General features: G+C 66.1%; 12 protein-coding genes. 8 read left to right on the top strand and 4 right to left on the bottom strand.

Annotated features, from left to right (window positions below; all coding sequences use genetic code 11):
- The first annotated feature begins 41 nt into the window (after positions 1 to 41).
- Positions 42 to 710, top strand: coding sequence for a class I SAM-dependent methyltransferase (locus XH92_RS23395; protein ID WP_194454210.1), 669 nt, complete (start codon positions 42 to 44; stop codon positions 708 to 710).
- Positions 711 to 719: 9 nt separating this feature from the next.
- Here XH92_RS23395 and XH92_RS23390 read toward each other — a convergent pair whose 3' ends face one another.
- Positions 720 to 2,351: a CTP synthase gene (locus XH92_RS23390; protein WP_092114569.1), complete on the bottom strand. Its 1,632-nt coding sequence runs from the start codon at positions 2,349 to 2,351 to the stop codon at positions 720 to 722.
- Positions 2,352 to 2,518: 167 nt separating this feature from the next.
- Entirely contained in the window at positions 2,519 to 2,908 is a 390-nt protein-coding gene (secG, locus tag XH92_RS23385) for a preprotein translocase subunit SecG (RefSeq protein ID WP_194454209.1), read from the bottom strand.
- Positions 2,909 to 3,112: 204 nt separating this feature from the next.
- On the opposite strand from secG, the gene XH92_RS23380 reads away from it, so the two are divergent.
- Together XH92_RS23380 and XH92_RS23375 are read left to right on the top strand one after the other, a co-directional pair.
- Positions 3,113 to 3,679, top strand: a complete 567-nt coding sequence (locus XH92_RS23380; protein WP_194454208.1) for an XRE family transcriptional regulator — start codon at positions 3,113 to 3,115, stop codon at positions 3,677 to 3,679.
- Positions 3,680 to 3,682: 3 nt separating this feature from the next.
- Positions 3,683 to 4,219: a GNAT family N-acetyltransferase gene (locus tag XH92_RS23375; RefSeq protein WP_194454207.1), complete on the top strand. Its 537-nt coding sequence runs from the start codon at positions 3,683 to 3,685 to the stop codon at positions 4,217 to 4,219.
- Positions 4,220 to 4,360: 141 nt separating this feature from the next.
- On the opposite strand, the gene tpiA is transcribed toward XH92_RS23375, so the two are convergent.
- Complete coding sequence (gene tpiA, locus XH92_RS23370) at positions 4,361 to 5,113, bottom strand: triose-phosphate isomerase (protein ID WP_194454206.1); 753 nt, start codon at positions 5,111 to 5,113, stop codon at positions 4,361 to 4,363.
- A gap of 240 nt (positions 5,114 to 5,353) precedes the next feature.
- Between tpiA and XH92_RS23365 the strand changes: the two genes are divergently transcribed.
- From XH92_RS23365 to XH92_RS23345, 5 genes are all read left to right on the top strand, one after another.
- Complete coding sequence (locus XH92_RS23365) at positions 5,354 to 7,255, top strand: peptidylprolyl isomerase (RefSeq protein ID WP_194454205.1); 1,902 nt, start codon at positions 5,354 to 5,356, stop codon at positions 7,253 to 7,255.
- A gap of 69 nt (positions 7,256 to 7,324) precedes the next feature.
- Complete coding sequence (trpD, locus tag XH92_RS23360) at positions 7,325 to 8,338, top strand: anthranilate phosphoribosyltransferase (RefSeq protein ID WP_194454204.1); 1,014 nt, start codon at positions 7,325 to 7,327, stop codon at positions 8,336 to 8,338.
- Positions 8,339 to 8,353: 15 nt separating this feature from the next.
- Positions 8,354 to 9,175: an indole-3-glycerol phosphate synthase TrpC gene (gene trpC, locus XH92_RS23355; RefSeq protein ID WP_194454203.1), complete on the top strand. Its 822-nt coding sequence runs from the start codon at positions 8,354 to 8,356 to the stop codon at positions 9,173 to 9,175.
- A gap of 4 nt (positions 9,176 to 9,179) precedes the next feature.
- A complete protein-coding gene (gene moaC / locus XH92_RS23350) occupies positions 9,180 to 9,719 on the top strand; it encodes a cyclic pyranopterin monophosphate synthase MoaC (protein WP_194454202.1) in 540 nt (179 codons plus the stop codon).
- Between the two features lie 160 nt (positions 9,720 to 9,879).
- The gene (locus tag XH92_RS23345; protein WP_194454201.1) at positions 9,880 to 12,612 is read left to right on the top strand and encodes an EAL domain-containing protein; all 2,733 of its coding nucleotides are present in this window, start codon (positions 9,880 to 9,882) and stop codon (positions 12,610 to 12,612) included.
- Between the two features lie 228 nt (positions 12,613 to 12,840).
- Here the strand turns inward: XH92_RS23345 and XH92_RS23340 are convergent, their stop codons facing one another.
- Complete coding sequence (locus tag XH92_RS23340) at positions 12,841 to 14,190, bottom strand: S41 family peptidase (RefSeq protein WP_194454200.1); 1,350 nt, start codon at positions 14,188 to 14,190, stop codon at positions 12,841 to 12,843.
- Positions 14,191 to 14,378: the final 188 nt, after the last annotated feature.

Here is a 14,378-nt window from a genome sequence, read left to right as displayed (position 1 = left end):
CAATCGAGTCGAGGCGCGACGACACCTTGCTGGGAATTCCAATGGCACATGATCTCCTGTCTTTCTTCACGGCGTGGATGGCAGCCCCCGGCCGCGTCGGCGCCATCGCGCCGTCGGGCACAGCGCTCGCCGAACTGATCACACGCGACATCAGCGCCAATACCGGTCCGGTGCTGGAGCTCGGCCCGGGCACGGGCGCCTTCACCTATCAGCTGCTGAAGCGCGGCGTGCGCCAGCAGGATCTCACGCTGATCGAATACGGCTCGGATTTCATGCGGCTGTTGCAGCTGCGCTTTCCCGGTACGCGCGTGCTGTGGATGGACGCGGCGCGGCTGGCCTCCGAACGGCTGTATGAGGGCGCGCCGGTCGGCGCCGTCGTCAGCGGACTGCCGCTGCTCAACATGTCGCCGCGCAAGGTGATCTCGATCGTCAGCGGCGCCTTCAGCTACATGCGTCCCGGCGGCGCGTTCTATCAATTCACTTATGGGATGCGCTGCCCGGTGCCGCGGCCGATCCTCGACCGGCTCGGCCTGCGCGCCACGCTGGTCGATCGCGCCATCCTCAACGTGCCGCCCGCCGCGGTCTACCGGCTGACGCGGCGCCCGCAGTACAAACTGATCACGCGCGACGTCACGCCCGCGGCCGATGCAGGCGTCTCGCCAGTCAAGAAAGAAGAACGTAAAGCTCGCGAGGACTGCGCCGCCGTGTGACGGCGCAGCTTACATCAGCCGGCTCTGCTTCGCCGCGGCCTCAATGAAGGACGCAAAGAGAGGATGCGGTTCAAAGGGCCGCGACTTCAGCTCGGGGTGGAACTGGACGCCGATGAACCAGGGATGGTCCTCGTATTCGACGATCTCGGGCAGCACGCCGTCAGGCGACATGCCGGAGAAGCGCAGGCCGTGCTGCTCGAGGCGATCCTTGTAGGCGGTGTTGACCTCGTAGCGATGGCGGTGCCGCTCGGAGATCTCGGTCGCGCCGCCATAAACCTGCGAGACGCGGCTGCCGCGGTTCAGCGCCGCGGGATAGGCCCCGAGCCGCATCGTGCCGCCGAGATCGCCGCTCTGCGAGCGCTTCTCGAGCTCGTTGCCGCGCAGCCATTCCGTCATCAGGCCGACCAGCGGCTCCTTGGTCGGGCCGAACTCGGTCGAGTTGGCCTCCTCGATGCCGACCAGGTTGCGCGCCGCCTCGATCACGGCCATCTGCATGCCGAAGCAGATGCCGAAATACGGCACGTCGCGCTCGCGCGCGAACTGCGCCGCGCGGATCTTGCCCTCGGCGCCGCGCTGGCCGAAGCCGCCGGGCACCAGGATGCCGTTGACATGCTCGAGGAACGGCGCCGGGTCCTCGTTCTCGAACACCTCGCTCTCGATCCAGTCGAGATTGACCTTGACCTTGTTGGCGATGCCGCCGTGCGAGAGCGCCTCGATCAGCGATTTGTAGGCGTCCTTCATGCCGGTGTACTTGCCGACGATCGCGATCGTCACCGCGCCTTCCGGATTGCGGACGCGCTCGTTGATCACGTTCCAGCTCTGCAGCGCCGGCGGAATCTTCGCGGTGATGCCGAACGCGGCCAGCACCTCGTCATCGAGGCCGGCGGCGTGATAGGCCTCGGGCACGGCGTAGATGTTGTCGACGTCGCGCGCCTCGATCACGGCGCTCTCGCGCACGTTACAGAACAGGCCGAGCTTGCGCCGCTCCTCCTTCGGGATCTCGCGGTCGGTGCGGCACAGCAGGATGTCCGGCTGGATGCCGATCGAGCGCAGCTCCTTCACCGAATGCTGCGTCGGCTTTGTCTTGAGTTCGCCGGCACTTGGAATGTACGGCAAAAGCGTCAGGTGAATGTAGACGGCGTGATCGCGCGGCAGCTCGTTCTTGAGCTGGCGGATCGCCTCGAAGAACGGCAGGCCCTCGATGTCGCCGACGGTGCCGCCGATCTCGACCAGCACGAAATCGTAGTCATCGTTGCCCGACAGTACGAATTCCTTGATCGCGTTGGTGACGTGCGGGACCACCTGGATGGTGGCGCCGAGATAATCGCCGCGACGTTCCTTGGTGATGATGTCCTGATAGATTCGCCCGGTCGTGATGTTGTCGGCCTTGGTGGCCGGACGACCGGTGAAACGCTCGTAATGGCCGAGATCGAGATCGGTCTCGGCGCCGTCGTCGGTCACGAACACTTCGCCGTGCTGATACGGCGACATCGTTCCGGGATCGAGGTTGAGATAGGGATCGAGCTTGCGAAGGCGGACTTTGTAGCCTCTGGCCTGCAGCAAAGCGCCGAGCGCCGCCGAAGCCAGACCCTTGCCGAGCGAGGAGACCACGCCGCCGGTGATGAATATGTACCGCGCCATGGGACTTTACCTTTAATCCGCTTCCTGCGATTCGCAAAACGAATCGGCCGTTCCCGGCAAACAAATCACCGGGCTGTGGGTTTCGTTAAACTGAGAGCGATTTCAGAGCATTAATGGGGGTTTTGGATGCAGGATGCCAGCGGTGCATCCTGCATGGCCACCCTGCTTTATTGCGACCGTGGTGCCTGCGGGCCGCTCGGGGCCTGCTGCCCTTGCTGCTCGTCGGTCTTCTTCAGCGAATCGAGGATGCCGCCGGAGGTCGGAGGCGTCAGCGGCGCGCCGCCGGCCGGCTGGGTCTGCGCCGGTGCCCCGGTGCCGATGATCGAGCTCGGCTTGCGGTCGTAGCCCGCGTACCAGGAAAGGAACAGGCTGGTCAGGAAGAAGCCGACCGCGAGGATCGCGGTGGTCCGGGTCAGCAGATTCGCGGTGCCGCGGCTCGACATGAAGCCGGCGCCGCCGCCCATGCCAAGGCCACCACCTTCTGATTTCTGCAACAGCACGGCGCCGATCATGACGGCGACGATCATGAGATGAACAATGATAACGACAGTCTGCATCGCAAGCCTTCCGTCACAAGCCGCCAAGCGGCCAGACAAACGGCGCTATCGGCTTTACGGGTTTTCGTGAAGTCGCGCCCTGTTACACGATTGGACCGGGCATTGTCACCCCCGAGATAGTCGCAATGGCCGACATCACAAGCGGCGCCGATTGCACCAGCCCGAGCCTTGATCGGAATCGGAAAATTCCACTATAATAGACATATGGATATTTTAGTAGACGATCTGAGCCAACGCCTGGCACGGCGAATCAGGCTGGAGCGCGACGGCCGGGGCTGGTCGCTGGCCGAGCTTGCCGAACGCTCCGGCGTCTCGAAGGCAACCATCAGCAAGATCGAGCGCGCCGAGGTCAGCCCGACCGCGGTGGTGCTGGTACGGCTCGCCTCGGCCTTCGATCTGACGCTGGCCGGGTTGATGCTGCGCGCCGAGGGCCAGGGCGAGCGGCTGTCGCGCGCCACCACACAGCCGGTCTGGCGCGATCCCGAAACCGGCTATCTGCGCCGCCAGGTGTTCAGCCGTCCCGATCATCCGGTTGAGCTGGTGCGGGTCGAGCTGCCGCCGAAGCAATCCGTGACCCTGCCCGCTTCGTCCTACGCGCATATCCGCCAGCTGGTCTGGGTCTTGAGCGGCAGCCTCGTCATCACCGAAGGCGGTGCGCGCCACGTGCTCGCGGGCGGCGATTGCCTCGGCTTCGGCCCGCCGGCGGAAACGACCTTCGCCAATGAAACCAATGCCGGGTGCAGCTACGTGGTCGCCCTGGCCCGGAGCTGATGCATGTCGCATTTTGCCATTAAGCCGCTCACCGATGGACCCGAGATCCGCGGTGCGCTCGGCGAGCTCCTGATCGAGACCGTCGCCAGCGGCGGCTCCGTCAGCTTCATGCATCCGCTGTCGCCTGAGGAAGCCGACGCATTCTGGCAGGACTCGCTTGCTGCCGCCGCATGCGGCGAGCGAATCGTTCTCGGCGCGTTCGACGGCACTGACCTGATCGCCACCGTGACGCTGCTGCTGAAGCTGCCGCCGAACCAGCCGCACCGCGCCGAGATCGCCAAGATGATGACGCGTCTCGCTCACCGCCATCGCGGCGTCGCCACCGCATTGCTGCGCGCCGCCGAGCAGCTCGCCGTCGAGCACGGACGCACCCTGCTGGTGCTCGACACCGCCGTCGACGACGGCGCCGCACCGCTCTACGAAAAGCAAGGCTTTCAGCTCAGCGGCATCATTCCGGACTACGCGCTGAAGCCGCATGGCGGCCTCACCGGGACGATGATCTATTGGAAGCGGATTGGGGCGACGGCGACGACCGCGTGAAGCAGCAGCACCCCCGTCATCCTGAGGTGCGAGCGGAGCGAGCCTCGAAGGATGAATCGGCCACTGGCCGGGCCGTCGACCCTTCGAGACGCGCGCGTTGCGCGCTCCTCAGGGTGACGGTGTGAGAGCTCGGCGCCCCGCCTAGCAGCCCGCGGCGATCGCCAAAAAGTCCGCGGCCTTCAGGCTGGCGCCACCGACCAGCGCGCCGTTGACGTTGGCGACGGCCATCAGCTCGGCCGCGTTCGACGGCTTCACCGAGCCGCCATAGAGGATCCTGATCCGGTTTCCCTCGCCCTTGAAGCGATCGGTGAGCTGACCTCGGATAAACCTGTGAACTTCCTCGACATCCCCGGCGGTCGGGGTCAGGCCGGTGCCGATCGCCCAGACCGGCTCATAGGCCACCACCAGGTTGGCCGCGGTCGCGCCATCGGGCAGCGAGCCCGCAAGCTGGGTGCCGCAGACATCGAGCGTCTTGCCGGCGTCGCGCTGCTCACGCGTCTCGCCGATGCAGACGATCGCGGTCAGGCCGGCGCGCCAGACGGCCTCCGCCTTCTGCCGAATCAGGGCGTCGGTCTCGCCATGGTCGGCGCGCCGTTCGGAATGGCCGACGATGATGGCGACCGCGCCGAGGTCTTTGAACATTTCGGCCGAGAGGTCGCCGGTGTGGGCACCCGAGGCCTTCGGATGGCAATCCTGGGCGCCGACGGCGACCTTCGAGCCGCGCGCCTTGTCGGCAAAGGCCCCGACCAATGTCGCCGGCGGACAGACCAGGAGATCGGCCTTTCCGGCGACGTCGCCGGCGCCGGCCAGCATCGCGTCGAACTCGGCAAAAGAGGATTTCAGGCCGTTCATTTTCCAGTTGCCGGCGATCAGCGGCCGGATGGCGTCGGTCATGTCGGATTTCCCATCATTCAAGCGTCGTCTTGCGCTACCAGAGCCGGGCGGCGACTTCCAGAGCACGCCTTCGCGTCCACCGTGCGACGCTTCCGCCCGCGCGCCCGAGGTTGCCGGGGGACACGAGCCACTTTATAAGCGTTTTCAATTCGGTGACGCCCTGTTGCTGGACAAAAGGTCTCGACCTTTGCTCCCTCTTGGGCACGAACCGGTTCCCCACCTGCAAAACAAGTTGGACCCATGCTTCGAGGAATGCGGAAAGCCTCATCAAACTGGCTCGGCAAGACGATTATGGCCGTCGTGATGGGCGTTTTGATCGTCAGTTTCGGAATTTGGGGCATTGCCGACATTTTCAGGGGATTTGGCCAGTCGACCTTCGCCAAGGTGGGCGGGACCGAGATTTCGGCCGAGCAGTTCCGCCAGATCTATACCGACCGCCTGCAGCAGCTCGGCCGCCAGTTCGGCCGTCCGCTGACCCCGGAGCAGGCGCGCGCCTTCGGGATTGACCGCCAGGTGCTGCAGCAGACGCTGGCTGAGGCCGCGCTGGACGAGGAAGCGCGCCGCATGGGCCTCAACCAGTCCGATGCCGAGGTGCTGCGCACCATCTACAACGATCCGAACTTCAAGGGCCTCAACGGCCAGTTCGATCCGCAGCGCTTCCAGTCCGTGATCCGCAACTTCGGCTACACCGAGGGCCGCTACATCGCCGAGCAGCGCCGCGTCGGCCTGCGGCGGCAGATCGCCGGCACCATCTCGTCCGGGATCGAGCCGACCAAGGCAATCGTCGAGGCGCTGACCCGTTTCCAGAACGAGCAGCGCTCGATCGACTTCGTCACGCTCGGCGCCGCGCAGGCGGGCACCATCGATCCGCCCTCGCCCGAGGCGCTCGCCGCCTATTTCGAGGATCACAAGGTCCAGTTCCGGGCGCCCGAGTACCGCAAGATCGCCTTCGTCGCGATCACGCCGGAAGAAATCGGCAAGTGGGAGACCGTGTCCGACGACGATGCCAGAAAGATCTTCGAGGAGCGCAAGGACCGGCTCAGCAAGCCGGAGAAGCGCGAGGTCTCGCAGATCGTGTTTCCGGACGCCGGAGAGGCGCAGGCGGCCCGCGCCCGCATCACCTCGGGCACCTCGTTCGACGACATCGCCAAGGAGCGCAAGCTCAATCCCGCCGACGTCAATCTCGGCCTGGTCGCGAAGTCTGCGATCCTCGATCCGGCCGTCGGCGACGCCGCCTTCTCCCTGCCCGCAGGTGAAGTCAGCCAGCCGGTGCAGGGCCGCTTCGGCGTCGCGCTGGTCAAGGTCGGCAAGATCGAGCCCGGCACGACCCCGAGCTATGAGAGCCTTGCGCAGCAGGTGAAGAGCGAGATCGCGACCGAGCGCGCCCGCGCCAAGGTCGCCGAGCTCCGCGACAAGATGGAAGACGAGCGCGGCGGCGGCTCCAGCGTCCTCGACGCGGCGCAGAAGCTGAAGCTGACCGCCGTCACCATCGACGCCATCGATCGCTCGGGGCGTCTGCCGAACGGCCAGGTCGCGTCGAACATCCCGCGCGGCCTCGACGTGGTGTCGCAGGCCTTCAACAGCGACGTCGGCGTCGACAACGATCCGATCCAGTTCAACAACGGCTATGTCTGGTACGACGTAACAGGCATCACGCCGTCGCGCGAGCGCACCCTCGACGAGGTCCGCGACCAGGTCGAGGCCAAGTGGCGCGAGGACCAGATTTCCGCCAAGCTGCGCGCCAAGGCGACCGAGATCGTCCAGAAGCTCGACAGCGGCGCCAAGCTCGCCGACGAAGCCACGGCGGCCGGCGTCAAGGTCGAGACCGCCGCGAACTTCCGCCGCGAGGCCACGTTGCCCAACGTACCGGCCGGCGTGATCGCGGCCGCATTCCGCACCGCCAAGGACGGCGACGGGCAGACCTCGGCGGCCGGCGGCAGCCAGTGGGTGGTGTTCCGCGTCACCGACGTGACGGTGCCTCCGGTCGACTTCGCCTCCAACGAGGTCAAGCAGCTCACCGAGGCGCTGCGGCGCTCGCTCAGCGACGAGCAGGTCGCGCAATATGTCGCGAAGATCGAGACCGACATCGGCGTGAGCGTCAACCAGGCAGCCTTCGCACAGGTGACAGGCGCAAATAATTGAGCATGATCGGGACGGCGCGGCGACGCGCCGTGCGGGATCAAGCTCCAACAACAGACCCTGAGCCAGCGAATGGACGACCTGAAATCGATCATCGGAAAAGTCGCCACCGGCGCCACGCTGACGCGTGAAGAGGCGGCGTCCGCCTTCGACAGCATGATGTCCGGCGAGGCCACCCCCTCGCAGATGGGCGGGCTGTTGATGGCGCTGCGGGTGCGCGGCGAGACCGTCGAGGAGATCACCGGCGCGGTGAGCGCGATGCGCAGCAAGATGCTGCCGGTCACCGCACCTGCGGAGGCCGTCGACATCGTCGGCACCGGCGGCGACGGCTCCGGTTCGGTCAACGTCTCGACCTGCGCGGCCTTCATCGTGGCCGGCGCCGGCGTGCCGGTCGCCAAGCATGGCAATCGCGCGCTGTCGTCGCGTTCGGGCGCCGCCGACGTGCTGGCCTCGCTCGGGGTCAAGCTCGACCTGACGCCTTCGCAGGTCGGCCGCTGCGTCAAGGAAGCCGGCATCGGCTTCATGTTCGCGCCCGCGCATCACCCGGCGATGAAGAATGTCGGCCCGACCCGGGTCGAACTCGCCACCCGTACCATCTTCAATCTGCTCGGGCCGCTATCGAACCCGGCCGGCGTCAAGCGGCAGATGGTCGGCGTGTTCTCGCGGCAATGGGTGCAGCCGCTGGCCCAGGTGCTGAAGAACCTCGGCTCGGACAAGGTCTGGGTCGTGCACGGCTCCGATGGCCTCGACGAGATCACCCTCACCGGCCCGACCTTCGTTGCAACGCTCGAGAACGGCGAGATCAGGACGTCGGAAGTGACGCCGGAAGATGCCGGCCTCGGCCGCGTCGGCGGCGAAGCGCTGAAGGGCGGCGACGCCGATGCCAATGCGATCGCGCTGTCGAGCGTGCTCCAGGGCAAGCCGAGCGCCTATCGCGACGTCGCCCTGCTCAACGCGGCCGCCGCGCTGATCGTGGCCGGCCGCGCCAAGGACCTCAAAGAGGGCGTAGCGATCGGAGTGCAATCGCTCGACAGCGGTGCTGCCGCTGCGCGACTGAAGCATCTGGTCGCGGTTTCGAATGGTTAAGCAAGGCGTTAAGCGATGTCCGACATCCTGACCAAGATCGAGGCCTACAAGCGCGAGGAGATCGCCGCCGCGAAGCGCGCGCGTCCGCTCGCCGAGGTCGAGGCGCAGGCGAAATCGGCCTCGGCCCCGCGCGGCTTCGTCCGTGCGCTGAAGGACAAGCATGCACGCGGCGACTACGCGCTGATCGCGGAAGTGAAGAAGGCCTCGCCCTCGAAGGGGCTGATCCGCGCCGACTTCGATCCGCCTGATCTCGCGAAGGCTTATGAGGCCGGCGGCGCGGCGTGCCTGTCGGTGCTGACCGACGCGCCCTCGTTCCAGGGCCATCTCGACTTCATGGTCGCGGCCCGCGCGGCGACCAACCTACCCGTGCTGCGCAAGGATTTCATGTTCGACACCTACCAGGTGGCGGAGGCACGCGCCCATGGTGCCGACTGCATCCTGATCATCATGGCCGCGCTCGACGATACGGCGGCAAGCGAGATCGAGGACGCAGCGCTCGGCCACGGCATGGACGTGCTGGTCGAGATCCACGACCGCGCCGAGCTCGATCGTGCCTTGAAGCTTCGCTCGCCGATGATCGGCGTCAACAACCGCAATCTGCGCACCTTCGAGACCACGCTCGCGACCAGCGAGGCGCTGGCGCCGCTGATCCCGCGCGACCGCCTGATGGTCGGCGAGAGCGGCATCTTCACGCCCGAGGATCTCGCCCGGCTCGAGCGCGTCGGGATGTCGACCTTCCTGGTCGGCGAGAGCCTGATGCGCCAGCAGGACGTTACCGCGGCCACCCGCGCCTTACTGACGCGGCAGGCCGCGCCGCGCGCCACCGGCACGCGCTGACCCGATGGCGCGGAAGACCAAAGCCAAGAGCAAGGCTATCACCAAAGCCGAGCCGTCGGGCTCGGGCACCACCCTCACCCATATCGACGCCAAGGGCGACGCGCGCATGGTCGACGTCTCGGCCAAGCCGGCGACCGAACGGACCGCGGTCGCCGAAGGCCGCGTCCTGATGAGCAAGGCAACGCTGGCGCTGATCGAAACCGGCCAGGCCAAGAAGGGCGACGTGCTGGCGACCGCGCGGATCGCAGGCATCATGGCGGCCAAGCGAACCTCGGAACTGATCCCGCTCTGCCATCCGCTGGCGCTGACCAAGGTCACGATCGATATCGCAACCGACCGCAAGCTGCCCGGCTGCATCGTCCGCGCCAGCGTCAAGGTAACGGGCCCGACCGGCGTTGAGATGGAGGCGCTGACCGCGGTCTCGGTCGCCTGCCTGACGATCTACGACATGATCAAGGCGGTCGAGCGCGGCGTGCGGATCGAGGGCATTCATCTCGTCGAGAAGATCGGCGGCAAGTCGGGACACTATCGCACCGGCGAGTGATCGCGACTGATGCTCAGCGGGGCGCCTTTCGCGCAAATCCGCAACCATTCGTTAACCAATCTCGCTAACCGGCGCTCCATTTCGTTTGGATACGACTTTCGCGGGCCGGAGGTGCGCGAAAGCTACTTCCGGGCGAAACGCCTGGAAGCGATAGCGTCAGATGAATCAAAACGGCAGTGCCTCGTTCAACGTCGCCTCGGTGATCGGCAGCGGTCCGATCCGCTGGCTGATCCTTGGCGGCGCCGTGTTGATGGCCGCGATCGCGATCGGCGCCACCCTGATGGCGGAGAATTTCCGCGAGCGCGCCCTGCACAACAGCGAGCGCGAGCTCGAGAACACCGTGCTGCTGCTGGCGCGGCATTTCGACCAGCAGCTCGACGACCTCGAAGTCGTCCAGCGTGACCTGATCGCGTTCATGCGCGACAACGGGATCGCGACGCCGGAGAACTACAAGCGCCGGATGTCCTCCGTCGACATCCATGCGATGCTCAAGTCCAAGATGGACGCGCTGTCCAATGTCGGCAGCCTCAACGTGTTCGACGCCGACGGTCTCCTGATCAACAGCTCGGGCGCCTGGCCGCTGCCGCAGGCCTCGATCGCCGACCGCGACTACTTCAATATCTTCAGGTCCAGCCCCTACTCGCCCGACATGATGGTCGCGCCGGTGGTCAGCCGCGTCAGCGGAAACTGGACCACCGCGATCGTCCGCAAGGTTATGGGCCCGCATGGCGAGTTCCTGGGCGTGGTCGGGCGCGGCATTGAGCCGGCGACTTTCGAGAAATTCTTCTCGACCGTTGCGCTCGGCGAAGGTGCTGCGATCTCGATGCACCATCGCGACGGCACGCTGCTGGCGCGCTATCCCCATGTCGAGGAGCTGATCGGGAAGAACTTCCGCACCGGCCCGGCCAACCAGCAGCAGGTGTTCGAGCTGCCCGAGAGCACCTCGCGGATGACCAGCCCGGTGGACGGCAAGGATCGCCTGGTGTCGTCCCGGGCGTTGACCAAATTCCCGATCGTCGTCGTGGCCACGACCACCACGGAGGCGGCGCTCGCCAACTGGCGCGAGCAGATCGGCATCCTGATCGCGATCACCGCGGCATCCGTGCTCGCGATCGCGATCCTGCTGACGCTGGTGGTGCGCAAGCTGTTGCAGCAGCACCGTACACAGCAGCAGCGCCTGACATTGGAGAAGCTCAGGCTCGACACCGCCGTCAATAACATGACGCAGGGGCTGCTGCTGTTCGATGCCGCGCAGCGGCTGGTGATCTGCAACAAGCGCTATATCGAGATGTACGGATTGTCCGCCGACGTCATCCAGCCGGGTTGCAGCTTCCGCGACGTCATCGTGCATCGCCACCTGACCGGCTCGTTCCAGGGCGACGTCGAGCGCTACGTCAACCTCGTGCTGCGCGACGTCGGGATCCGCAACACCATGGTGATCGCGACGCCCGACGGGCGCTCGATCCAGGTCGTCAACGAGCCGCTGGCCGATGGCGGCTGGCTTGCGACCCACGAGGACGTCACCGAGCGCCGCCGCGCCGAGGAACGCATCACGCATCTTGCCCACTACGATGCCCTCACCGACCTGCCGAACCGCGCACTGTTCCACGAGGAGATCAAGCGCGAGCTGCCGCATGTCACATCAGACAGCCAGCTCGCGGTGCTCTATATCGACATCGACGAGTTCAAGGGCGTCAATGACTCGCTCGGCCACATGGTCGGCGATGAACTGCTCAAGTCGGTTGCGCGGACGCTAAGCGGCGTGATCGGCGACGGCGATTTCGTCGCGCGGCTCGGCGGCGACGAATTCGCGATCGTGCAGACCGGCGTGAAGAGCGAGGTCGAGGTCACCGACCTCGTCGCCCGCATCTATGAGGTGATCCGCTCGCCCTATCAATGCCTCGGCCACCAGGTCACGACCGATGCCAGCATCGGAATCGCGCTGGCGCCGAAGGACGGTACCGATCTCGACCAGATCATGAAGAACGCCGACCTTGCGATGTATGCGGCGAAGTCGGCCGGCCGGCGCGTCTCGCGCTTCTTCGAGCCGGCGATGGACGCCGATGCCCGCGCCCGCCGCGAGCTCGAGATGGAGCTGCGGCAGACCATCGCCGCGGGCAGCGGGCTCGAAGTGTACTACCAGCCCTGCGTCGACCTGCGCAGCAACGAGATCACCGGCTGCGAGGCGCTGGTGCGCTGGCGCCACCCGGTGCGCGGCATGATCTCGCCGGCCGAGTTCGTGCCGATCGCCGAGGAGACCGGCCTGATCAACCAGCTTGGCGAATGGGTGCTGATGACGGCATGCAAGGAAGCCGTGAACTGGCCCGATCACATCAGGCTCGCGGTCAACGTCTCGCCGGTCCAGTTCCGGACCGGCACGCTGGCGCTCAAGGTGATCGCGGCGCTGGCGGCATCGGGCCTGTCGGCGGGCCGGCTGGAGCTCGAGATCACCGAGGCGGTGCTGATCCGCGACGACGAGACGGCGCTGGCCGCGCTGCACCAGCTCCGCGCCATCGGCATCAGGATCGCGCTCGACGATTTCGGCACCGGCTATTCGTCGCTGAGCTATCTGAAGCGCTTCCCGTTCGACAAGATCAAGATCGACCGCTGCTTCGTCACCGACATCGCCGACCCGGAAGGCTCGGCCGGCATCGTCGAGGCCGTCGTCAACATCGCCGCCGAGCGCAGCATGACCACGACCGCGGAAGGCGTCGAGACCGCGCAGCAGCAGCAATTGCTGCGCGAGCTCGGCTGCTCGGAAATGCAGGGCTATCTGTTCAGCCCGCCGAAGCCGGCCACGCAGATCCGCGAGCTCCTGGCCGGACATCGCCGTGGCCCCGCCGCGGGCCCGGGCACCGCGCGCCGGCGCAAGCCTGTCGCCGGGGCGGCGTAAGGCTTCTCGGACGCCGGGAGTTCGAGGGGGGCGTCCTCACGATTTCGGAATATTAGAAATATACCCTGAAAAGGCCCGACATGTCAAATCGCCAGGTCGAGCGCCAGCCGCCGCCGGCTACTTTGCATGGGGTTGTTTTCGATATTTTGGCGGCTGCGTCGCCCGGATGGAACCAACGGGTCGCGCGAACGCGCCCGATGGCTTCATCCAGGCTACATGGATCAGGTTCTAGTTCGGCACCGGCCGCTTCTGCGCGGCCTTGTCCGCGTTCTTGGCGTCGGCGTTCACGGTGACGCCGCGCAGCTGGTTGAACGCCGCGGCCAGCGCCTTGTCGTTCTTCTCGTCCGGCGGCACGTAGGATTGCGAGCCGGTCTGCTCGGCGCCCTCGGCGGAGAGATGGCCGCGCATCGAGGCCTCGCCCTTGATCTCGGAACGGGTCTTGAACTCGTCAGGCACGTCCTGCAGCACCTCGATGTCGGGCTTGATGCCGAGCGCCTGGATCGAATGGCCCGATGGGGTGAAATAGCGCGCCGTGGTCAGCGCCAGCGCGCCGTTGCCGGCGCCGAGCGGAATGATTGTTTGCACCGAGCCCTTGCCGAACGAGCGGGTGCCGATCAGGGTCGCGCGCTTGTGGTCGTGCAGCGCGCCGGCGACGATCTCGGAGGCCGAGGCCGAGCCGCCATTGATCAGCACCACGAGCGGCTTGCCCTTGGTCATGTCGCCGCCATGGGCGGTGAAGCGCTGGGTCTCTTCCGGATTGCGGCCGCGGGTCGAGACCACCTCGCCGCGCTGCATCAAGGTCGAGGTCACCGAGACCGCCTGGTCGAGCAGGCCACCGGGATTGTTGCGGAGGTCGACGACATAGCCGGCGAGCTTGTCCTGCGGGACCTGCTTCTGGACCTCCGCGATCGCCTTGCGCAGGCCCTCGGTGGTCTGCTCGTTGAACGAGGTGATCCTGATATAGCCGATGTCGCCGCCTTCGACGTGATACTTCACCGGGCGGACGCGGATGATTTCTCTGACGATCGAGATCTCGATCGGCTTGTCGGCGTCCTTGCGGATGATCTTCAGCCGGATCGAGCTGTTGGGCGCGCCCTTCATCTTGTTGACGGCCTGGTCGAGCGTCAGGCCCTGGATCTGCTCGTCGTCGATCGAGGTGATCACGTCGCCCGACATGATGCCGGCGCGCGAGGCCGGCGTGTCGTCGATCGGCGCTACCACCTTGACGAAACCGTCCTCCATCGTGACCTCGATGCCGAGCCCGCCGAACTCGCCATGCGTGGTCTCCTGCATCTCCGCCCAGCCCTTCTCGTTCATGTAGCGGGAGTGCGGATCGAGCGAGGAGATCATGCCGTTGATCGCACCCTCGACGAGCTTGGAGTCCTCGGGCTTCTCGACGTAGTCGGTCTTGATTTTCTCGAACACCTCGCCGAACAGATTGAGCTGCGAATAGGTGTTGTCGGAATGCGCGGCGGCATTGGCGACGGCGAACAGATGCGCCCCCTGCGGCGAGGCCACGAGCAGGGTGAGACACGCACCCGCAACCGTCCCGAGGAAGAAGCCAACATGTTTGCGCATTATCCGTGATCCCTTCGCTAGCGGCCGGCAACGTTTCGCAACATATGCCCCGCCTCACCCCGACGCGGGGCACCACACAACGGCTTTTTGGTCGGATCAAGGCCGCCCTGTCACCGGACCATTACGGTCCCGTCAGGATGCCCTGGTCAGCCCAAAACCAGCATTTAATCAGCGCCAGGTCAGCCTCA

Origin of the sequence: Bradyrhizobium sp. CCBAU 53421 (assembly GCF_015291625.1) — a bacterium.
Taxonomy (GTDB): domain Bacteria; phylum Pseudomonadota; class Alphaproteobacteria; order Rhizobiales; family Xanthobacteraceae; genus Bradyrhizobium.
This window is presented reverse-complemented; position numbering and strand designations above follow the sequence as displayed.